Origin of the sequence: Salinivibrio socompensis S35 (assembly GCF_000513715.1) — a bacterium.
GTDB lineage: Bacteria > Pseudomonadota > Gammaproteobacteria > Enterobacterales > Vibrionaceae > Salinivibrio > Salinivibrio socompensis.
This window is the reverse complement of record NZ_AQOD01000075.1, coordinates 1-19876: the sequence shown is the minus strand read 5'-3', so window position 1 is coordinate 19876 and position 19876 is coordinate 1. Positions and strand designations below refer to the sequence as shown.

Annotated in this window: 27 protein-coding genes and 1 pseudogene; 16 read left to right on the top strand and 12 right to left on the bottom strand. The window is 50.2% G+C overall.

Annotated elements, in window-relative coordinates:
• From DZ54_RS24825 to DZ54_RS0109385, 9 genes and pseudogenes are all read left to right on the top strand, one after another.
• Window positions 1-139: pseudogene (locus DZ54_RS24825) on the top strand (IS256 family transposase); the annotation flags it as partial.
• A gap of 42 nt (window positions 140-181) precedes the next feature.
• Entirely contained in the window at window positions 182-490 is a 309-nt protein-coding gene (locus DZ54_RS24820; RefSeq protein ID WP_128080491.1) for a hypothetical protein, read from the top strand.
• A 2-nt stretch (window positions 491-492) separates the two neighbouring features.
• Window positions 493-696, top strand: coding sequence for a hypothetical protein (locus DZ54_RS0109415; protein ID WP_025673888.1), 204 nt, complete (start codon window positions 493-495; stop codon window positions 694-696).
• 164 nt (window positions 697-860) lie between these two features.
• Window positions 861-1073, top strand: a complete 213-nt coding sequence (locus DZ54_RS24815; protein WP_128080490.1) for a hypothetical protein — start codon at window positions 861-863, stop codon at window positions 1071-1073.
• A 9-nt stretch (window positions 1074-1082) separates the two neighbouring features.
• On the top strand, window positions 1083-1811 hold the full coding sequence (locus tag DZ54_RS20515) for a hypothetical protein (protein WP_025673887.1): 729 nt from the start codon (window positions 1083-1085) through the stop codon (window positions 1809-1811).
• 9 nt (window positions 1812-1820) lie between these two features.
• The gene (locus DZ54_RS0109400) at window positions 1821-2189 is read left to right on the top strand and encodes a hypothetical protein (protein WP_025673886.1); all 369 of its coding nucleotides are present in this window, start codon (window positions 1821-1823) and stop codon (window positions 2187-2189) included.
• Window positions 2190-2192: 3 nt separating this feature from the next.
• Window positions 2193-2432, top strand: a complete 240-nt coding sequence (locus DZ54_RS0109395; protein ID WP_025673885.1) for a hypothetical protein — start codon at window positions 2193-2195, stop codon at window positions 2430-2432.
• Between the two features lie 9 nt (window positions 2433-2441).
• A complete protein-coding gene (locus DZ54_RS0109390) occupies window positions 2442-3149 on the top strand; it encodes a hypothetical protein (protein WP_025673884.1) in 708 nt (235 codons plus the stop codon).
• Complete coding sequence (locus tag DZ54_RS0109385; protein ID WP_025673883.1) at window positions 3143-3844, top strand: hypothetical protein; 702 nt, start codon at window positions 3143-3145, stop codon at window positions 3842-3844. Before DZ54_RS0109390 ends, DZ54_RS0109385 begins: the two co-directional genes overlap by 7 nt.
• A 53-nt stretch (window positions 3845-3897) precedes the next feature.
• Here the strand turns inward: DZ54_RS0109385 and DZ54_RS0109380 are convergent, their stop codons facing one another.
• From DZ54_RS0109380 to DZ54_RS27450, 3 genes are read right to left on the bottom strand one after another with little or no spacing between them, the layout of a single operon-like run.
• Window positions 3898-4359 carry a hypothetical protein gene (locus DZ54_RS0109380; RefSeq protein WP_025673882.1) on the bottom strand — a complete coding sequence of 154 codons (462 nt, stop codon included), beginning with the start codon at window positions 4357-4359 and terminating at the stop codon, window positions 3898-3900.
• On the bottom strand, window positions 4352-4837 hold the full coding sequence (locus tag DZ54_RS20510) for a type II toxin-antitoxin system HicB family antitoxin (protein ID WP_025673881.1): 486 nt from the start codon (window positions 4835-4837) through the stop codon (window positions 4352-4354). Before DZ54_RS20510 ends, DZ54_RS0109380 begins: the two co-directional genes overlap by 8 nt.
• Window positions 4838-4846: 9 nt before the next feature.
• Window positions 4847-5083: a type II toxin-antitoxin system HicA family toxin gene (locus DZ54_RS27450; RefSeq protein ID WP_025673880.1), complete on the bottom strand. Its 237-nt coding sequence runs from the start codon at window positions 5081-5083 to the stop codon at window positions 4847-4849.
• 271 nt (window positions 5084-5354) lie between these two features.
• Here DZ54_RS27450 and DZ54_RS0109360 point away from each other — a divergent pair, with 271 nt between their 5' ends.
• Genes DZ54_RS0109360 through DZ54_RS0109340 form a run of 5 tightly spaced genes read left to right on the top strand, consistent with a single transcriptional unit; the run spans window position 5355 to window position 14608 of the window.
• Window positions 5355-6053: a hypothetical protein gene (locus tag DZ54_RS0109360; RefSeq protein ID WP_025673879.1), complete on the top strand. Its 699-nt coding sequence runs from the start codon at window positions 5355-5357 to the stop codon at window positions 6051-6053.
• Window positions 6053-6280 (top strand): hypothetical protein, encoded by a 228-nt coding sequence (locus DZ54_RS0109355; protein WP_025673878.1) that lies wholly within the window; start codon window positions 6053-6055, stop codon window positions 6278-6280. Before DZ54_RS0109360 ends, DZ54_RS0109355 begins: the two co-directional genes overlap by 1 nt.
• Before the next feature lie 41 nt (window positions 6281-6321).
• Window positions 6322-8190, top strand: a complete 1869-nt coding sequence (locus DZ54_RS0109350) for a hypothetical protein (RefSeq protein WP_025673877.1) — start codon at window positions 6322-6324, stop codon at window positions 8188-8190.
• Window positions 8166-11798 carry a MuF-C-terminal domain-containing protein gene (locus DZ54_RS23475; RefSeq protein WP_128080489.1) on the top strand — a complete coding sequence of 1211 codons (3633 nt, stop codon included), beginning with the start codon at window positions 8166-8168 and terminating at the stop codon, window positions 11796-11798. Before DZ54_RS0109350 ends, DZ54_RS23475 begins: the two co-directional genes overlap by 25 nt.
• Window positions 11786-14608 carry a PLxRFG domain-containing protein gene (locus tag DZ54_RS0109340; protein WP_025673875.1) on the top strand — a complete coding sequence of 941 codons (2823 nt, stop codon included), beginning with the start codon at window positions 11786-11788 and terminating at the stop codon, window positions 14606-14608. The genes DZ54_RS23475 and DZ54_RS0109340 overlap by 13 nt, the downstream gene beginning before the upstream one ends.
• A gap of 4 nt (window positions 14609-14612) precedes the next feature.
• Here DZ54_RS0109340 and DZ54_RS23470 read toward each other — a convergent pair whose 3' ends face one another.
• From DZ54_RS23470 to DZ54_RS0109300, 7 genes are all read right to left on the bottom strand, one after another.
• The gene (locus DZ54_RS23470) at window positions 14613-15440 is read right to left on the bottom strand and encodes a Rha family transcriptional regulator (RefSeq protein ID WP_025673874.1); all 828 of its coding nucleotides are present in this window, start codon (window positions 15438-15440) and stop codon (window positions 14613-14615) included.
• 284 nt (window positions 15441-15724) lie between these two features.
• Window positions 15725-15931 (bottom strand): hypothetical protein, encoded by a 207-nt coding sequence (locus tag DZ54_RS0109330; RefSeq protein ID WP_025673873.1) that lies wholly within the window; start codon window positions 15929-15931, stop codon window positions 15725-15727.
• Window positions 15932-15944: 13 nt separating this feature from the next.
• A complete protein-coding gene (locus DZ54_RS0109325; RefSeq protein ID WP_025673872.1) occupies window positions 15945-16295 on the bottom strand; it encodes a hypothetical protein in 351 nt (116 codons plus the stop codon).
• Between the two features lie 23 nt (window positions 16296-16318).
• Complete coding sequence (locus tag DZ54_RS0109320) at window positions 16319-16924, bottom strand: PDZ domain-containing protein (protein ID WP_025673871.1); 606 nt, start codon at window positions 16922-16924, stop codon at window positions 16319-16321.
• Between the two features lie 186 nt (window positions 16925-17110).
• Complete coding sequence (locus tag DZ54_RS0109310) at window positions 17111-17377, bottom strand: hypothetical protein (protein ID WP_025673870.1); 267 nt, start codon at window positions 17375-17377, stop codon at window positions 17111-17113.
• Window positions 17364-18026 (bottom strand): AAA family ATPase, encoded by a 663-nt coding sequence (locus DZ54_RS0109305; protein WP_025673869.1) that lies wholly within the window; start codon window positions 18024-18026, stop codon window positions 17364-17366. Before DZ54_RS0109305 ends, DZ54_RS0109310 begins: the two co-directional genes overlap by 14 nt.
• A gap of 81 nt (window positions 18027-18107) precedes the next feature.
• On the bottom strand, window positions 18108-18350 hold the full coding sequence (locus tag DZ54_RS0109300; RefSeq protein WP_025673868.1) for a helix-turn-helix domain-containing protein: 243 nt from the start codon (window positions 18348-18350) through the stop codon (window positions 18108-18110).
• Window positions 18351-18518: 168 nt separating this feature from the next.
• Here DZ54_RS0109300 and DZ54_RS26755 point away from each other — a divergent pair, with 168 nt between their 5' ends.
• Window positions 18519-18653, top strand: coding sequence for a hypothetical protein (locus tag DZ54_RS26755; RefSeq protein ID WP_276202012.1), 135 nt, complete (start codon window positions 18519-18521; stop codon window positions 18651-18653).
• On the opposite strand, the gene DZ54_RS0109290 is transcribed toward DZ54_RS26755, so the two are convergent.
• Window positions 18645-19010, bottom strand: coding sequence for a helix-turn-helix domain-containing protein (locus tag DZ54_RS0109290; protein WP_128080488.1), 366 nt, complete (start codon window positions 19008-19010; stop codon window positions 18645-18647). The genes DZ54_RS26755 and DZ54_RS0109290 overlap by 9 nt on opposite strands.
• 128 nt (window positions 19011-19138) lie before the next feature.
• Here DZ54_RS0109290 and DZ54_RS25215 point away from each other — a divergent pair, with 128 nt between their 5' ends.
• Window positions 19139-19288 carry a hypothetical protein gene (locus DZ54_RS25215; RefSeq protein WP_164831573.1) on the top strand — a complete coding sequence of 50 codons (150 nt, stop codon included), beginning with the start codon at window positions 19139-19141 and terminating at the stop codon, window positions 19286-19288.
• Between the two features lie 292 nt (window positions 19289-19580).
• On the opposite strand, the gene DZ54_RS27445 is transcribed toward DZ54_RS25215, so the two are convergent.
• Window positions 19581-19832 carry a tyrosine-type recombinase/integrase gene (locus DZ54_RS27445; protein ID WP_025673866.1) on the bottom strand — a complete coding sequence of 84 codons (252 nt, stop codon included), beginning with the start codon at window positions 19830-19832 and terminating at the stop codon, window positions 19581-19583.
• Window positions 19833-19876 lie beyond the last annotated feature (44 nt).

Genomic DNA, 19876 nt, shown 5'->3' with positions numbered 1-19876 from the left:
TAGTTTGCTGAAATTATTGTATGCAGGGATACTAAAAGCGTCTGAGCGATGGACACATCCGGTGCAGAATTGGAACCTCACACTGTCGCAGTTGGCAATCCATTTTGAGGGTCGACTGGATGATCACATCGCGCTATGATTTTTAGCTGACACAGAATATTGAACACCCTCTTGATTTTTGGTGAAACCATTTGATCATATGACAAGGTGTGCATCTACCTTAATTGATGATTTTTATCTAAATCATCAGGGGATTCCTCAGCACAAAGCCCCTGTATATGGAGCGAATTTTATTGTCTATGATGATAAAGGGCGCGAAATCTATAAAAAGCACCATAGACTTGGGCCAGACCTTTCTTATAACTTCTCAATGACCACACCGATCGCATCAACAAGTGGCGGATTTAGAGCCGTTATCTCAACCAGTTTGAAGAGTCGGCCTCCTCACGGAGTGGATATTTCTATTTCTGCAATGAATAGCATTCGATAATTATGTATCACTACATTTATGACCTTCAGTCAGGGGATGTACTTCAGGTTGTTAACTCCCCGTCGTTCAATCTCAATAAATACCAGTCTTTCTATCAAACGCTCGGGCTTAGCGTCGAGGCGGTTGCGTTGCCAAAAAATATCGGCACTCAGCTCGTGGTATCAAGTGGAGAACTAAGAGAGCGTGATGACAATGATCAGCGTTAAATGGCAAAAATATCGCGGCAAACTTTTCCCGATCATCCAAAAAACACAACGACGAAATGATCATCAATTTGCCGATGAAATCGACGACGCCTTTTAGATGAAAGGGCGTTTTTGTTTGTGGCGGAAGATGGCTTTCTGGTGTTAGAGCTAGGCACCGAAAAGGTTTGCCGTGGCTGAACGTGATGTTTGCATTCAATTGGGGTGGCAATGCCATTGACCGTTACCAAAGCGAGGTAGAGCTAAAAGCGCGACAAATGGGCGCCCGAGGCGTGGAGCTGTACACAGCCGTCGAAGGGCTAGAGCAAGCGTTACTCAGCAATGGGTATGTTAAAACAGCGGGTGAAGCCCGTATTCAACACTGGGAAAAAATACTGTAGGAGGTCCGTATGGGCGGCGGTGGCGGAAGCTCAGAAGTGAAAGAGACAGCAGCGCAACGTGCAGCCTCCGAGGTTGCTAAAAGGCAGTGGGACTTATACCAATCCGATTTTAAACAGCATGAAGATAATTTCATTGCGCGGGTAGATGCCTATAACAGCGATACCAACATGGCGGAGGCCAAGCAGGCAGCCGACGTTGGGTACAACAAGGCGTATTCCAAGAATCGCGAAGGTGTAGCCAAATCCCTGTCAGCGAATGGCGTTGATCCTACATCGGGCAAGTTTCAATCCACCATGGCGGAGATGACAACCGATCAAGCGATTGGTCAATCCGATACCGCGAATCGCGCACAATCATCCGAACAGGATAAGTATCTAGCGGGGTTGAGCGATGTTGCAGCCATTGGTATGGGGCAGCAAGCCGGTGCGCTTGAGGGGATGGGTGACGTGGCGAATACCAGCTTACACAAGGCAACGGCAGACGCGGAGGCGGACTTTAATAAGCGCTCGTCAAACTTGCAGCTAATTGGCGGCGTCGCGGGCGCGGGACTAAGAAGCTATCAGTCTCAGAAAATTCCGGACTTTGTCGATGCAGATAAGGCTGTTGATGGCATCAGCACAAACACGACAAGGATGAATAAGTACAACCAGTCGCCGGGGCTAAATGACTACAACCAAGCGCCGGGGGTGAATGGCTATGATCCAGTTGTAAACCCTCACGCCACAGCCCTATCATAAGGAGTCGTTATGGGAATTGCAGCAGATCGCTATGCGCGTATCACGCGCCAACAATACGACGATTGGTATCAACGTTTTTATCCCGTCCAGAAAAGACTTATGGAGCAGTCTCAAAGCGGAGTGCTACTTAATGGGCAATTAGGGCGCGTCGATGAGAGTGTGGATAGCGCCGCTCAGGCCGCTGAAGCAGGCCAAGCCAACCGCATGGCGCGCTATGGCGTCACCGCAGAGCAGGACCCAAGCCAAGACGCCAAACTGGCGCTTAGCAAAGTATCAGCTAAAAACGGCTTGCGCACCTATGAGCGTGATCGTTCGATGAAAACGCTATCCGGCTCAAGTATGGGTTTACGAAACGCACAACCACAACAGCAGGGGTAACCGATGGGGTACAGCTTACTCAGCATGGGACAGCATCAAAAAGGCGCTGCCATAAAAGGGCTACGTGACGCAGCTAACCGAGAAGAAAAACGCGAAGCGGCCAATAAGAAGCTCAAAGCCGCAGAGCGGCAGCAGACCATCAGCGCCGTCGGATCGGGTGCAGCGATTGGCGGCATGGTCGGCGGTCCCATCGGTGCCGGAGTTGGTGCGGCTGCAGGCCTCGTTGTGGGCGAACTGTTTTAGGAGACGATAATGGGTTTAGATACACGCGGATTTATGGATGGCGCCTTGCGCGCCTACAGCATTGCTGACCGCCACTACCAGCGCAAAGAAGATCGCGAACTGCAAAAAGAGCAGCTAGAGCAGGACCGCAAAGCGCGAGAGCAGAGCATGTCATTACGCCAAGCGCAAGAGCAGCGTCAGCAAAAACAATTTGAGTACAACTACGGTAAAGACGGGAATGGCGGCGCGCTACGTGACAAGGAAGAGCGCAATAAAAAGCTGTTTGATGCACAACTAAAAAGCCAGCAAACACAGCAAGAGATCAACGAGTATCAGATTGGACAGCAAAAGCGCACCCACTTTATTCAGGAAAACAGCCCGCTCATTCAAAAGGGCTGGAAGCGCTGGATGGACTCGGGCGAGATTGACCCCGTGCTCGACAACGAAATGATTGCGGGCAGTGCGTACGACCCGCGCCGTTACCTTGATCCTGAAGTCAACAAAGCCGGTGAGTTGCTTGAAGCTAAACTGCCGGATGTAATTAATGGCAAAGCAGACTTCAACGACCCAGAAATCAAAAGTGCGCTTAACATCATCTACAGCAAGAACATCAAAGCGTCGATTGGGCAGAAAGACCCAAGAACAGGCAAGGTGATCAAGGACGCCCGTTGGGGTGGTGCCACACTAGCGGCAGACATTAACCCCGAGAGAAGGAGGGAGAGCAGCCAGGCTTGGTGATCACGACGGAAGTGAGCTATGGCGACGATAAATGGGTGCCCAAGCCTGTGACTGAGGGACGAGGCACCGGTGATGAGCAAGTCAAAGTCATTCCACTTGAGCAGGCCATGCAGGATTTAACGGGGCAATTGGCCATGCGTCGCCAAGCAATGGCCTCGCCTGCGTATGATTCTTTCTTTGCGCAAAAAGGAAAGGACGATGGCACCATGAAAGCCTACCGCAAAGACTTGACCAACCTAAATAAAGAGGAAGCCAAGGCGCTTGCTGACTTAGAGAGAGAGTCGGCGGGAATCGGTACTGAAAAACCCGAGCAAATCGAGCGTGCGCGAGCGCAAATTAAGAGCGCGTATGATCAGCAGCGCGCACGCATGGCGCAAGTTTATGGCATCGAGCAAAAGGGGCAGACTGGCGACAGAAGTGGTAACCCCCAAATCCCGCCAGCCATTCAGCAGTGGGCGGAGAGTGACCCCAATAAGGGCCAATTCCTACAGGCGCTACAACAAAAAGGCTATGACGTAAAAGGCTACGATCCCGAAACGCTTGAAAATGCCTACCAGGCACAACTGCGCAAGGCGCGAGAGGCTAAAGTGCGAGCGGCTAATGCCGCGACAGCCGCAGAGTTACGAAACAATGTTGGTAACAGTGGCAGCGCGCAAGGTGCCGCCGCACTTCATCAGGCCAACCTGAATCGATAATCCGGCAGTAAAAAAAAGGGGGCACATAGCCCCTCATTATTTTTTGAATTGTTTCAATCTATTGCCAAGCCAACATCCCGTGGGCGACAGGGAGGAATGTAGGTTGGTGCAGATTTAGCTTTTAGGAGTACAGGTTCAGCGATGGACTTAACCGAAGTTAGTGCCATATGCTCAATATACCAAAGACCTTCGGGGTCATTTAGGGTCTCATCGACAAACTTATCTATGTCATCGCCTTCCCCTAAATAAGCCCGAAATAAAAGATCAACCTTAACGCTTAAGTTAAACAGCTTGCTATCGCTCAATTCGCCATCGCCAACAGATTCATAACCACTGTATCCAACGGTGCAAGGAATGATGAACCTGTCCGCTCCATCAGATTGAGAGACGCGAACTTTTTCTGTCAGTATGTCTGTGTTTGTCACAAGCTGGCCAGAGCCTCCGCCGCTGAGCTCATCCAGTTGCTTGAAAGAAAATTCTTCAATTTCGTAATCAATGAAATGAAACTTATTCACAGTGCCGCTCCCTCCAATCACCGTCTTGTGTTTTGTGAGCACGGAGATGATACACGTTACTATCCTGCGCAGGATTTTGTTTTGCGTTAAACGCGACGGGTTGAGAGAATTGTCGCTCAACGACAGCTACCGCATGAGCTGTGACAAGGTAGTTTTCTGCCGCTCGCTTAACGATGTCATTTAGCTTGCAGCCTTCCTCTACGGACTTATGGAAAAGCTCACGGTGAAGGCGTTCACCCAAGCGGACATTGAATGAGCCACTCATGGGTTTTTCTGGTTTTTTCCCTACCATTTCGCAGGTTTCAATGTAGTCATCGACGGCTGCTTCAAACTCACTCGCTACAGAGTCTGTATTGTCAGCTTCGAAAGTTACTAGGTCGTTGATGCCTTCAATTTTGCCCCACAGAAAGCTTTCGCCATCTTCGCAGCAAAACTGAACGACAGCCGTGAATCCTTTGTATTTTAATGTATTATTCATGTTATCTCCTCACAGACCGAGCTCTGCAATAACAATACGAAGAGCATACTTCTTCATAATGTTGCCGGGATGAGGTTTGTGTAAGTTAATGATTCTTCCATCATGTCTTCTAATGAACTTTACGCGAGATCCGCTCCCTTGGACTTCTTCAAACTCTAACCTCTCGAGTACGGACTTCAGCTCGTTCCACGTAAAGTCGTTGGGTATTGACTTTAGCTTCTGAAGTAACTTTTCTGCTTTCGTCATCAGTATAGTACCTTTAGAGCGTGCAACTATAATTTAGTTGCACATGCTGTTCAATTCTTTTGCGTTATAACATGCTCCTGATCTCAAGATACAAGACCTGATAGCTAGACAAAAGCGCCTAACTCAATAAGCTTTGCTTGGATCACGACCAATGTATCAGCATTTACCTTAGCCAAAATACGCGCCATAATGGACCCATCATCGAATAGTTGTATCTAAGCCGCTGGCCCCTTTGGGGTCGGCGGTTTTTTTATGCGTGCACGGAGCGGATATGAAAGACGACAAACTTCTAGGCAAAACAGACGGCAGCACGGTTAACGCCAAAACAGATATGGGCTTTGAGCTAGACGATAGCTTTGACCTTGATGCGTACAAGCCGCGTGAAAACCTAGAGGTTGGCGTGGGCGACGTTGCCAAAGGTTTTGGCGTTGGCTTGCTCAAGGCGGCAGAAGGTATTGGCGAGACAGCGGGACAAACAAAAAACAGAAGAATGGAAAGCGCAAGCCATCCTGATGTGCCTGACTACATAGAAGCCGCAAGCAAAAATTCATTATTTAATGGCGCGCTTGCTGGCGTTGAGCAAGTGGGGGAGTGGCTTGGCGCGGGCGCTGACGCAATCAGTAAATCCTCAAGCGATGATGCTCAGAAGGCGCTTGAATCTGCTCCGATTTATGAAGCTCCTGACGGTGATTGGAAGGCGTCTAACGACCCGGCAGTATGGGCGATGCAGTTAGCGCAAGGTGTCGGATATATGGCGCCCACCATTGCTACGTCCATTGCAACTCGCAACATGTCTACCGCAGCCGCAGGGGCTGCGCTCACCAAAAAAGCCATGACAATGGGTGCGAGTCGTGCGTTTGCAGAAAAAGCCGGATTCCAAGCTGCCAATTTGTTAAAAAATGCACCCGCTGCCGGGGTAGGCATGGCCGGTGACGTGGGCAACCAAGCACACAAGCCAAAGATACCGTGATGAATGCGCCGCTCTCACAAATCAAAGAAAGCAAAGTCTTTCGCGAAAACTTTCATGCCATTGATAACGACCCGCAATACGCAGAGCTAGACGATGCCGCCAAGATTGACTTGGCACGAGAAATGACAGCTGATCACGCCTCACAGGCCACCATGTCAGATGAAAAAATTCTCGCGACCAGCGCGCTGCAACCATGCTCGGTGACGTGCCTTTGGCCAATATGCTAACGCGAGGTGCAAGTAAGGCTGCCTCATCAACGGCGCGAGGTATGGCGCGAGGCGCTGGTGAAGGCGTGATCCGAGAGGGCGCAACCGAGGCCATGCAGGGCGGTACCCAGCAATATGTGGCTAACGAAGTATCCAACGAATTCGCGGGCACAGACCTTGACCCAATGGATGGCGTCGCGCTTGGTGCGGTGAATGAGGGTGTGCTGGGTGGCGCTATTGGTGGCACCGTGGGCGCCGCAGGTGGTGCGCGCACCCGAGCTGATAAGGCTATGGATACGGCTGACGCCGTTGAAGGTGACTTGGCCCAGACTGACGGCCAGGCCGAAAACGCCAAGGGTGATCCCGTTGTGGATCCAGCGCAAGGTGCCGATGGTGCGCAGAGTGCGGATGCCCCCCAAGGTGTGAATGGTGTTCAGCAAGCGGAGGGTGTGCAAGGGCTGGATGGCACGCAACCGGTAAACACGGAAATAACAGATGGCCCCACTCAGGCAGCCGAGCGCATTCGCCAGCAACTGATGAGCAAAGCAGACTCAGAAAGTGTACTGGCTGAGCAAGAGCCGTCAGGCGATCAAATCCAAGATGCACTCAAAGAAAAATTCAAATCCTCCCAGCAGTCACTGCGTGAAAAAGGCGTCCTTCCAGACAACGACAACCACTTTGTAAAAACCGTTAAGCTGGCTTATGCCATGGATCAGGACAAGGCAGATGCGCTGCTTAACCGTATTGAGCAAGGCGATCAAGACGCGGAGCAAAGCCTTTACGCGCTTGCTGAGCAGGCGTCAGAGTTGGGGGTTGACGAAACAGGTGTTCAGCAGGCATTTAGCGCCGCCAGAGAAAAGCAGCAGCAAGCCATTCAAGGCAAGCGAGACTCCAAAGTACAGCGTTATATCGATGCCATCGAGCAGGGCAGGGAAAATATTGCTGCCTCAAGCCAGTCAGACGCGCAGCCTAATTTAGAGACAAGCTTATCGTTTGATGAGCAAGGGATCTCAGACTTACCCACCGCGGCCGCCGAACGTGTACGCACAAATGTGTTAGGCGCGGAGACGCAAAGTGCCACTCCCAACACTGACGCGCCAGCAAGCGACATTGAGGCCGCTTACCAGCAGCAGGCAATGCAAGAAAGCATTAAAGCCAATGTTGGGCAAAGCGCCCAATCACGTGGTGAGTTTGCCAGCCGCCCTAATACCATGAAGATGCGCGAAGATGGTAAGAAGCCAATTGCTGACTACACCGCGATCACTAAGAAGACCAAATCTATGCGCAAGCGTCTTAAAAAGCGCATGGCCCAATCCAATCCCAAGCTTCGTGAAGCATTATTAGAATCACTGCGTAACGCGCCCGAGCGCATCGCCGCGTTTGAGCTAGAAGCCAAAGAACGCAAGGCGCGATTTAATGCCCAGACTGAAAACCAAGCGCGACGCCAGCAAGCTGAGGCGTTATTTGACCAGCAGCCAGAGTCAGTGAGCGAGCCTGACTTTAGCCGCAACGCTATCAAGCAAGTGATCGACGACATGCGCGAACGCGGTGAGCCCATCATTCAATCCCTACCTAAAGAAGAGCAGGCCGAAGCCCGAGCCGATCTGAAAAAAGCGCAGTCATTTGCGACCACCAAGCTGCGCATGATGATGGATGAGGCCAAAGCAAACCGAAAAGGCACCTTTGCCGACTTCACGCCAAAGTACCAGCCAGACAACCAGGGCAATGAGCAAGCGTTAAGTGATCAGCAAGCCGTAGATTATTTGCCGCAAAACGAGGCAGAACAAGCCCCGGAGCGTGATCAGAGTGCTGACGGTGAGCACGATGTTGATGCGTCACAGAGTGTGGATGATGCGCAAGGCGCGGATGATGCACAGGAGGTGGGGAGGGTGCGCAAGACGCTGACGTGGTGGAGAAGGCCAAAGATGTGATCCGCCAAACGCTGGAGAAAAACGAAAAGGATACTGGCAAGGCGTCACTCAAAGGGGTGCGTCAGGCATATCGAGAGGCGGGAGGCTTCACCGCGTCTGAGCTGCAAGCAGCGCTGAATGAAAAAAACGCCGGAAGCCTTGCTAAGTTTGAGCGTGAGCAAAAATCACTGCATCAAGGCAGCCGAGAAAATAGTCGCCAGAACAAGCCCAAAAAACCTACCGCTAAACCAACGCTTGATGCCTTTTCCGATCTTAACAAAGGCGACATGAGTCTAGCCGAGGTTAAGACATTATCGGAGCGGCTAGCCCAAAATGAGCAGAGTGTAAAAGATGAGCTGCACTCGCTCACTATTCCGAAAATTAACGAGAAGATGGGCGCCTACTTTGCGGCGCGTTGGAAGGGCGAAAGGAAAGACCGCATCGTACAAGCGGCTTTTGATCAGCTCCTATCTGATTTGGAATTCACCATGGCAGGTGGTGCACAAACCATTACCTTGACGCAGGAAGGAAACGGAAAGACGCGCGCTGAGAAGGTAAATGAAAAAATCCAAGCGATGGACGAGGACGCTTATCAGGCGTTCATTGATGCGCGCAAACAGGCTGAACAAGACCGAAAAGAAGCAACAAAGCAACGAAAGGCCGCACTCAAAGATCCTCAAACAATAAGCGACTTTAATCTATTTGTTCAAAACGGTGGCAAGTTTACACCCGATCTGCGCGCCCGTTATGACAAATTGGTCACTGACGAAATCTTATCTCGCCGCAAATCAGAGCAGGAGGCCGCAGCCAAAAAGTCAGGCTTGGAAACTGATGGTGAAATCGAGATTGGTGACATCACCGAAGGCACACATGGCAAGACTGGATCGACCATTTTTAATGTGTCGCTAGAAACACGTTTAGGCAAGGATAAGTTCAAAGAAGCAGCCGGGATGGCGCGTTCGATGAAAGGCGGTTATTGGCGTGGGAGTTTTTACTTCCCCACACGCGAAGATGCCGAAATATTCATGGGGTGGCTACAAGGCAACGACATTGATCGCTCCGGAGCCGTCAACGCCAAGCGCGAAGAGAAGCGCCAATCAAATGTGGAAAAGCTAAGAGAGGCAAGTGAAAAGCTCGCAGAAAAAGCGAGCGCGGAGCACAACGCAGAGCGAAAAGAGAACACCGCCAAGCGCATGGCTGAAGGAGAGCGAGCGAGATCTCGAGCGAGAAAAGACGCGGAAACTGCCGCGCTAATGGCTGAGATTGCCGACAAGATAGAATCAGGCGATCTCTCTGCATTGGCGGGTATCAATGCTAAAACGCAAGTTGAAACTCTCAAGCGAATCGAAAACGGATTGCTGTGGGAAGCAAGCAAGAAAAATAGTGATGCTGTAGAGCGGGGCGAATTTAGCGATCCTGTGTGGAAGAAAGGCACAACGATTGACGAAAAAGTCATGTTTGCCAAATACCCAATGGCAGACACATACACCCGCATGATCAACGAGTTGGCAAGCCGAATGGTGGGTGAAAAAGGCTATGTGAAATCTGGCAAGGTTTTGCTGGACAAATACAAGGGTGGCGAGCCCAAAGACGTCGCGTTAAGCACGGAAAACGAGTACGTCATTAAAATGGTGGAGTTCGCGAAAAAGGAGGAGCTATACGGTGATTTACCCGCTATGTTCCAGCGGCTTCAACGCATGGGCCTCACACGGCGAGAGTTGTTACGTCAGGCGCTGCGCGAGATGGGCAGCATCAAGACAAACACCGGCCTCAATGAGAGCAAGCTTGCCAAGCTGGATCGCGATCTTAAGAAAAAAGTGCTTGGCAACCGCAATGCGTTTGTTGATTTCTTCCCTACACCAGAGTCTCGTGCGCGCCACATTGTTGAGCTGGCCGGTATTGAGCTCGGCATGAAAGTGCTAGAGCCGAGCGCGGGCAATGGCATGTTGGCAGATGCTGCGAAGTCTCAAGGCGCTGACGTTGAAGTGGTAGAGCTTGCCAGCGACCTGAGTGACATATTGAAAGAAAAGGGCCACAAAGTTGTCGGCGATGACTTCCTTGCGTTTACCGGTAAGGGTTATGACCGCATCGTGATGAACCCACCGTTTAGTAATGACATGGACATTGACCATGTTCGTCATGCCTACGACATGCTGAAACCTGGCGGGAAAATGGTGGCAGTGATGAGCAGCATGGCGGGGGAGCGTAGCAACAACAAAAACCGAGCTTTCAAGGACTGGCTAGCTGAGTTGAATGCCACAGAAGAAATGGATCCCGAGGGCACGTTCAAAGAGTCCATGAACCAAACAGGTGTTCGCACCAAAACCGTCGAAATTGAAAAACCGTTAACTGAAACCAAGAAGGAAAGCGAATCTGAGGCTGTGATGTTTTCCCGCGAAGGTGTCACTCAAGACGGGCCGTCATCGAAAGGTATGCCACTCAAACAGGCCGAGCTGGGTGTTCGCCAATGGCTCAAAGAGTATAACGGTGGGGCGGGGATCAAAACCAAGGTAGTTCAGACGCAGGCGGAAGCAGAAAAACTGCTTGGTCAATCCATCCCGGGCGCTACTATTCACGGCTTCTACAACGATAGGGATGGCGCCGTGGTACTTGTTGCCGACAATCTGCCTGACATGAAAACGCTGCGCAAAAAGCTACGGCACGAAGTATTGGCTCACCATGGCTTAAAAGCGGTGGTCGGTGATAGCGAGTATCAGAAAATCCTCGAGCGTATCGCTCGCGGTAAAAACTCACCACACGTAAAAGAGCTATGGAATCGCATTGAAAAACACTACGGCGACCAAGAGCCCCTTGTGCAAGTTGAAGAAATACTGGCGCATGCGGCCGAAGTGGAGCGAAGCAAGTTACAGAGATGGTGGGACCGAGCGATTGAAGCTATCGCGCATGCTTTACGAAAAGTCGGATTTATACGTCCCCATGATATTACCAAGGCAGAGCTCAATAACATTGTTCAAACGCTGATTGACCGCATCAAAGCCGTCAACCACTGGGATCCCAATAATTTGTCACGTTCGGGCGGTAAATCAAAGCTATCCCGCTCTAAATTGAGCCAAGCAAAATTCTCTTTAAAGCAGGAATCCGAGCGATTTGCTGATGATTTGCGTAAGGCAATTGGATCGCTAAAAAGTCGTGTTGCACCGATAAAAGTCAGTGACGCCCCCAAGGTTCTTAAAGCCTTGGGTATGCCCGAGCTGCCGCTTTATATCGATAGAGATGTGGTGAGAAAGGCGACAAATGGCGTGAAAGAGGATCACGACATCAGCATGGAAAGCCTCTACCGTTTGCCGGAGCTGTTGGCAGACCCTGTCGCTGTTTTTAAACCTAAAAATGAAAAAATTGCGAGCACGGGAAGTAAGAATGTCATCGTAGAGGCGCTATCCGGAAGCGGAAAACCTGTGCTTATCGCTATCCATGCAGACAAACAATCGCACCGCATTCAGGTTAACAGTGTCGCTAGTGCTTATGGCAAGAACGAAAACGCTCTGCAGAAATGGATTAGAGATGGACTACTCGAGTACATAAAAGAGAAAAACCCTGATTGGCTGCGTTTGCAAGGGCTCCAATTGCCCAAGGAGCGCTCCTTCCATCAGGCTTCATGGATAACGTAATCACCCACAAAGATATTGTCAACAAAGAAACGCCCAAATTCTCGAAAGAAAACGCGCCTACCATGGATGATGTGCTCAGCGATATGGAGGCTGAGCCCACCGCGCAGGGCCGCATGAAAAAGGCGCTAAGCGCGACAGCGACGGCGGTGAAAGGCGCGCTAGGCGGCAGTAAAGGCTTAGCGTTTGTTACCCTGCGCCAGCTGGGCGACCTCGCCCAGAACAAGTTGCCACAGATAAAAACCTATGTAGATACCGTGCACCGCATGATGGAACGTCGCAATCAGATGGCGTTTGAGTCGGCAGAGATTGCGCAAAACATTCGCAAATGGGCCGCCAAAAATAAACCGGCTGCCGATGAAATGTTCAACATTGCCCATGATGCGACGGTAGAGGGAGTAGATCCGGCAGAAGCGTTTGTCTCAGCAGCCGAGGCCATTCAAAACCGTATTCGTCACATCGAGAACGTCGCTAGAGAAGATGGCATGGGCAAGGCACAAGCGGACGAGCTGAAGCAGCTTCGCAGCGATCTAAAAAGCGAGCCCACAAGAAAAATCAAACACGCGCAACTTAAAAAGCGCTTTGATAAGCTCCCCGAGCAAGCCAAGCATCACTACCGCACCATGCGCGACAACTACAAATCACGTCACGATGGATACCAGGCGCTTCTTGAGCAGCAAATTCAGAACGCGGACATTGATAATCGGATAAAGAAAAAGCGCCTTGCCGAAATTCGCTCTCTTTTTGAGCTGCAAGAGGTCAACGCGCCTTACTTTCCGCTAGCGCGCTTTGGTGACTACTGGGTAAGCGCTATCGATGAGAACGGCGAAAACCGTTTTCTCATGTTTGAGTCCGAGGCAGAGCAGCAGGCAACAGCCAACAAGCTAAAGGAGAAGGGCTTCGACGTGCGTTCGGGCTACAAGATGGAAGGTAACCCAGCGATTAATGGCGCCAGCCTGAGCTTTATCACCGATCTCATGGGCAAGATTGACGAAACGACGCTTAATGACGAGAAAAAGGCCCAAGTTAAAGATCAGGTCTATCAAATGTACCTACAGGCGTTGCCGTCGCGCTCGATGCGCAAGCAGTTCATTCACCGTAAAAAGACCAAGGGCTGGTCGAACGATGCGCTTCGTGCCATGGCCGAGAACATGATGAAGGGGGCGTACCAGCTCGCCAGAATGGAGTACGCTGACGAATTATCTAAGCAGGTCAACGAGGTTAAGAAAGCGGCAGAGCAATCAAACGATAACCAAGCGGGGCGTTACGCGGAAGAAATGATGAAGCGGCATGAGTGGGTAATGAATCCAACCCACTCCACCTTTGCACAAAAAGTAACATCACTTGGCTTCTTGTGGATGCTTGGCGTGTCACCCGCCGCGGCAGCCGTGAACATATCGCAAAACTTTGTCGTGGCTTTACCGATACTTGGCAGCAAGTTTGGATCCGTAGAGGCATCAAAAGAGCTAAACGGTGCCATGAAGGAATTTATAACATCACGCGGCCAGATAAGCCGCAAGTTCCGCGACCAGACAGAAAAGGATGCGTACCAAGCATGGCACGACATGGGCTTGCTCGATTCCACCAACGCGCATGACTTGGCAGGCATGGCCGAGGCGGAAAACTGGCAGTACAACGAAAAGCTAGAAAAAGCCATGGGCGTGGTGAGCTGGCTGTTCCACAAAGCCGAGGTGTTTAATCGCGAAACCACCGCGATAGCCGCTTACCGTTTGGCGAAACAAAAAGGGCATTCCCATGAATCGGCGACCAAGATGGCCGCAGACATCACATGGGATGCGCACTTTGACTACACAAACGCGAACCGTGCGCGCTTCATGCAGTCGCCAACCATGAAGCAGTTGATGCAGTTTAAGCAATATAGCCAGAACATGACGTACTACCTATTCCGTAATATGTACCTGAGCATGAAAGGCAAAACCAAAGCGGAGAAAACCGAAGCGCGCAAGCAACTAGTGGGCACGTTGGGCATGACGGGTTTGCTTGGTGGTGCAACCGCTTTGCCGCTAGGCACCTTATTTGCGTTGGCCAACGCCTTAAATGCTGCCTTTGGTGATGACGACGAGCCTTGGGATGCAGAAGTAGAATTTAAAAACTACCTCGGCGAGCTAATGGGACAAGATATGGCCGATAAGGTGATCTATGGCGTGGGTGGCGCGGGCGTATCGTCACGCATTTCGCTTGATGGCCTCTGGATCCGCGACCCTAACCGCGATATGGAAGGTGAAGATTTATGGACCCATTACGCGAAGCAAGTCGCGGGGCCGGTATGGGGTGGCATTGTGGTTAGCACCATACGCGGCGCGGGCGACATTGCAGGCGGCGATGTTTATCGCGGGGTGGAAAAAATAATGCCCAAGTTCGCGCGTGATCCCATGAAGGCCTACCGATACTGGGACGAAGGCGCGCTTAACTACCGTGGTGATGCTTACAAGGAGGCGGATCAGTTCACTGGCTTGCAATTACTGCTGCAAGCCAACGGCCTGACAGATGGCGAGCTGATGAAGCAGTACGATCTGAACAACGCCATCAAAGGCTACGAGAAGCACATCCTTAATCGCCGTCGCGATATCATGACCGCCTTTTGGCTGGCGTATAAAGAGGGCGATGATGCCATGATGCTAGAAACCAAAAAAGCCATTCGCAAGTTTAACCAAGCGAACCCGCGCATTGTGATTGATAGTGACACCTTGCGCCGCTCTATTAAAATGCGACGCCGCTACAGCCAAGAAAGCCAAAACGGCGTCAATGTGAAGAAGAGCTTACGCTACCTCAATGATCGGGTGGGTTGGTAACACCCTAGCTGCGATCAACAGGCTGGCGGCGACTCGCCCATCGATTCAGGTGCACCGAGAGCTCATCCATAAACGCAGACTGGCTACTGATTTGCCCAAGCATCGCCTCAATGATTTTGCTTGCCATGTAGCTTTCTGCGCTTGTGTGGCGCGTGAAGTAGTCATTAAACCAGTCCCTGACGTCGGGCAGGTTGTCACGATGAATGCTTTCAAAAGGATGGGGAAGCTGATCGGGGCGAACGGCTTGGCGAGTTACCGGCGGCAAAGATGGCGTGTTGTCGGCTTGCTCTAGCACAAAACTCAGCACGTCTGGCAGTTGCTCGGAGGTGATCGCCTCAAAACTGGGCACAGCAAAAAACGAATGCATGCGGCGATAAATGCGCATCCTTTCCGCCTTGTCGCCGCGAGTAACAATTTGCATCGCTTGGCGCACTGCTTCTTTTTCGTGGTTGCTTAATGGTGCACACGCGGCAGGCACAACTCTCGAGCGCGCCTTAAGCGCGTCGGCCATTTCATTAAACTTGGTGATAAACGCTTCTTTGATCATGGCGGCTTTCTTGCCAGTGAACCCCATCACCAAAAACATAAAGCCGTCTTTGGTCATATGGTAAATCTTCGATTCACGCTTTGCGCCATTGCCGATGGCTATGCTTTGAACATCAGCGCAAAAGTTCGCTGATGCGAATTCTGTTGAGCAGTCAAGATTCTGAAGGCGTTTCAGGACGTCTTTATGCTGCTTATTAAAAGCTTCGGCGACTTTTAGTGAGTCAGTTTGTGGTTCGCCATCATGAGTGGTAGTAGCATCAGTGGGGAGCAGAGTAAGTGCGTGCATGGTGAACTCCTGTAGTATCTGATTACTCACCACGGAGTCAACGCCAAATGACCGGGGTGGTGAGCTGGACAAGGTTGGCGTAACCGCCTACAGGAAACGGCCTGACCGAAGTCAGCCTCATCCAGCCCACCATAATTTGAGTGTGCGGGAATTAGGCATTAAAAAACCAGCACAAATGGCTGGCGTCAATGCGCCTGTAGTAGGTCGGAACGCCAATTCCGGCGCTGGATTTTGCCAGCGCACGGTTAATATAAGTCCCTTTGTATAATATTGTCAACATATGGCTAGTTAGTTGTGCGGGTTTTGGCCTGCTTGGCTTTAAGGCGCCATCTAATTGGCAGCTTTATAGCTAGCACAAAAGCAATAATGATGCCGTTTAAGACTACTTGATTCACAAACTCAAGCATGTCATTCACTGTGAATAACTTCAGAACAGTGGTGATCGCCACAACATAAATGACGAGACTCAAAAATCTGTCAAATTTACTCATCTAACTACCTCCCTTAATAACAAAGATCATCGTCATAACAGTAGCGAGAAAAAGAGTTGCCATCGCTATCCGTGCCGTGTTGCATATAACCACTCCCGTCGCTATCGCGGATCGTCGTGCTATCCCAGTAGTCTCCGTCAGCATCCTGACCATATGTGGTGGTTGTATCGCCATTGTGATAGCTTCTTTGCTCCCACGTGTCTCCGTGCTGGTTGCTGCCATAAACGGTTGTCGTGTCGCCAGAACGCATAACGTCGTATGTATTCCCATTGTCGTCATAACACGTTTGGTAGCTATCACTTCCGTAGCATGCAGCTTGCGCAGAGCCTGCAAACATCAAGGCCAATAAAATAACTCGTTTCATTTTCGACTCCTTTCTTTTCTAAGCTAGAACCTTTCAAGTTCTTTAGTGAGTGTTTTACCGTCACGCAGAATGGTGAGCGTGACTGTTTTTTGGCTGCGGGGAAGGTTTTTCACAATGTCCGACAGTTCGTACGCTTGCTTTATCTCGGTATCGTCTACGTGCGTAATGATGTCGCCTTGCAGTAAGTTGGCATTAAAAGCAGGACGACCCTCTAGAATGTTTACAATATAAGCGCCTGTGTTGCGGCCTATCTCTTTTCTCACTTCGGTTGGCACGCCAGTAAAAGAGACACCTAAATTGCCCTTGGGTAGTTCGCCTTTAATCAGGTAAAGCGCATAGTAATCGTAAACGCGGCTAGACGTGCTCATTGGTATGGCAGCCATGCCCGTCGTGGTAGACGATCCAAATACGCTACCGTTAACATCACCGCTTATGGTCCCTGAGCTGATCGTGGTCTGAGATGTGGGGAGTATCAGCGGCGTATTATTCTGATAGGTGTGGCTGTATTTTTTTGCGACGATCACTACTTGGGCGCCGTGCTTTTTGGCTGCTTCGATAACTTTATCTCGCGTTTGCGGATCACCGCTAAATGACGAGTTGCCAATAATAAAGTATTCTTGGCTTTCCATCTTCTGTGCTTGCTCTGCCAGCGAATCAAAGCTAACGCCAATAACTCTCGGCTCTTCCCCTTTCTTTTAGTGTCTGAGGGTTGGGTACGTGCGACGTACCATAGCTTTCGTAGTATTTATTGAATGGGTTAGCGGCGCACCCAGACAAGACTAGGCAGGCGAATGCTGCCACTATCACTTTTCCTTTCATGCTCGCTCCTTAATGCGGTTTAACTTTTCTATAATCGCGCCATCCGGCAGATCATTAAGCACGGACAAAGCGACTCGAATAACTTCCGAACGGCTGGCAGACGGCGCAACAAGCACGCGCAGGCGCTCAATGATTTCGTCGTCACTGCCATAGAGCATAAATTGCTTGCGGCTAGCGACTTGACGCGGCACATCACTGAACTGGCTTGCAGAAAGTGGCGACTTAGATAAGGCTGAGGCAATGCGCTTTTCATCGTTGTGCATGGCTCACCTCCAACTTGTCGAGTAAGTGATCGGCCAGCAAAATGAAGTCGCTTTGTGCCTTCGCTGCGCTATCATCATCAATCTCGAAAATAGTCAGTCCTTTGGCTAGACCAGAGTAGGGCTTATCCCGATTAACAAGGCGCGCCGGCGCCACCTCAAAGTAATCGGCTATCGCTTGTTGTGCGCTGTCTGCATAATGCGACATGGATGGTAACACCGGCACCTTATTCAAGTAACTGATAACACTCAGCGATTGGTTAAAATCGTGAACAAAATCGATCACACCTTTCGCGGTTTCCGCTTCGGCGGTATCGAGCGCGCCAATATTGAAAGGCAATACGCACATATCAGCCACCGATAGCACGTAGTTGAGCGTATCGCTGGCATGGCCGCCCGTATCCACGATGACGATATCGTGACCTTCGTTCAGTCTTTTTAGGTCCGCACGGCAATTTCCTTGGACAGCGAAACAGACGATGTCACATAATCCTTCACGATTCTCTCGCAGCAGTTTGCGAGCGCTTCCTTGGGGATCTGCATCGACGACAACGGTTTTTAGCTGTTTGACTTGTTGGCAGTAGTAAGCGAAGTTGATGGCGCCGCTGGTTTTGCCTGTTCCGCCTTTAGTGCCTGAGAATGAAATGATCATAGCCTCACCTTGTGTAGTGTGTTGGTAAGGTGAGTGTTGTGCATGATGGCGGGTTATAGAAGGGCCTGCCGTCCCTGGCGGTTACTTTTCTTCATTAAGGTATCTAATTAGCTCACTGTCGCTCATGGTGCTAATGACAATCGTCTCTGGTCTAACGCCAATGGCGTAGCAGATTGCGCCAAACTCCTTAAGTGTTACCTCTTTCTCGCCTGAAAATACGCGGCCAACCTTTGATCTGCTCATGCCTGTTTTTGTTGCGATCTGCCTGTAGCTTAAACCGGAGCGAGCTTTGGCTATCCTCAGTGCGTCAAGCCACTTCTGCACGCCAATACTCCAGTCGTTACGGCTGATACATAAGGTTACGCAAAAACTGTGACTTGAGTAAAAACTCTAGGCGCACCCGTCCCGCTAAGAGGGACAAGTTTTATAGTGTGTGGAATTTAAGACAGCCGACGTGTAAGTTTGCGTGCGAGTTAACCAAGGAGAATGAACATGCACGATGAGATTGAAGTACTTCTTGCCATTCTGCGCATTGAAGAGCCGCCCAATGAACACGTCAGATCATGGATGCTGGAGCGGTTAGTCTTGATTAAAAATACGCTTTTAAGCAATAACTTGTCAGTTTGATTGATGCATGTTTGCATCGGCCATCGTTAGTATCAACCCAGCAAGCGCATAGCGCTGCTCTTTGTTGAGTTCCGAAATAAGCCTTGCCAGAGCGGCAGGGTTGGCGGGGTCGAGATTATCCGGCATATCATACAAAAGTGCGTCGAGTGGCTTAATATTTAACGCGTAGCATAGCGTGTCTCTCATTGACAACGTCATGCATTGATTGCCACACATGATGTGCTTGATAGTGCCAAGGCCTATCCCTGTCATCTCAGAAAGATCGGAATACGAGATCCCTCGCTCAATAAGTAAGCGCTTAATATAGATAACAAAAGGGTGGATTGGCTTTTTGCTCATTGCGTAAGTGTGACACACGCTTTATGCATAATAGCAGGGGCCGCCATTAACTAAATTGCTTGCTGAGTTCGAATAACTAACTAACTTAAAAAAATACAATAAAAGTGACGATGTCACGCGACAAAAATAGGTCAATGGTTAGGTATATGGACAAAAAAGAAACAATCCAGACAGAGCTAGATGTCATGATCCATTTGTTGAATGATGAGCTTTCTTTGGAAAGTGATGCAGTTCGGTGTTGGATGATAAGTAAGCTGAGTGAAATTGATGGGGTTATCGATGAATTGCTGAATTGAGCAAGGCCTGGGAATGGACAAGGGATTGGAAGCCTCGATTTTCGGGACTTTTTGGTGGCGTGAACCGGGCAAAAATGGGACACTGTTTGGGGCACAATCGGCAAATGGGACACGATTTGGGGCATGTTTTAGCGGGTTAAGGGGGTTTGTCGGGATTTGCACTCCCTACTTAAGGCGCTGAAAGTAAAAGGAAAGACCGCCATGTCCCTCATTTGATAATTAAGAGATATTTTCATACATTAAATATCACGAGGTCATTAAGATTCTGTATTTTATGGGTTTTTTATGTTTTTTATTTCTCGGTGGGGCACGTATGGGACACGACACCAAAGCGCTTATTTAACTTATCGACTTGTACGCCACTCTGGCTTGGCATGAATTTGCCATATGTTGTCATTACCATTCGCGCATTTTTATGGCCCATTTGACGAGCTATCCAGCTTGGGTTTGCGTCTTCGGTTAGCATCCAGCAAGCGTAAGTGTGTCGCGTCTGGTATGGCGTTCTGCGGCGTATACCCGTTCGCTTAATGCAATTATCCCACACTACAGCGAGACCACTTCTTGCTGTAGTAAGCCCTTCATGTTTTT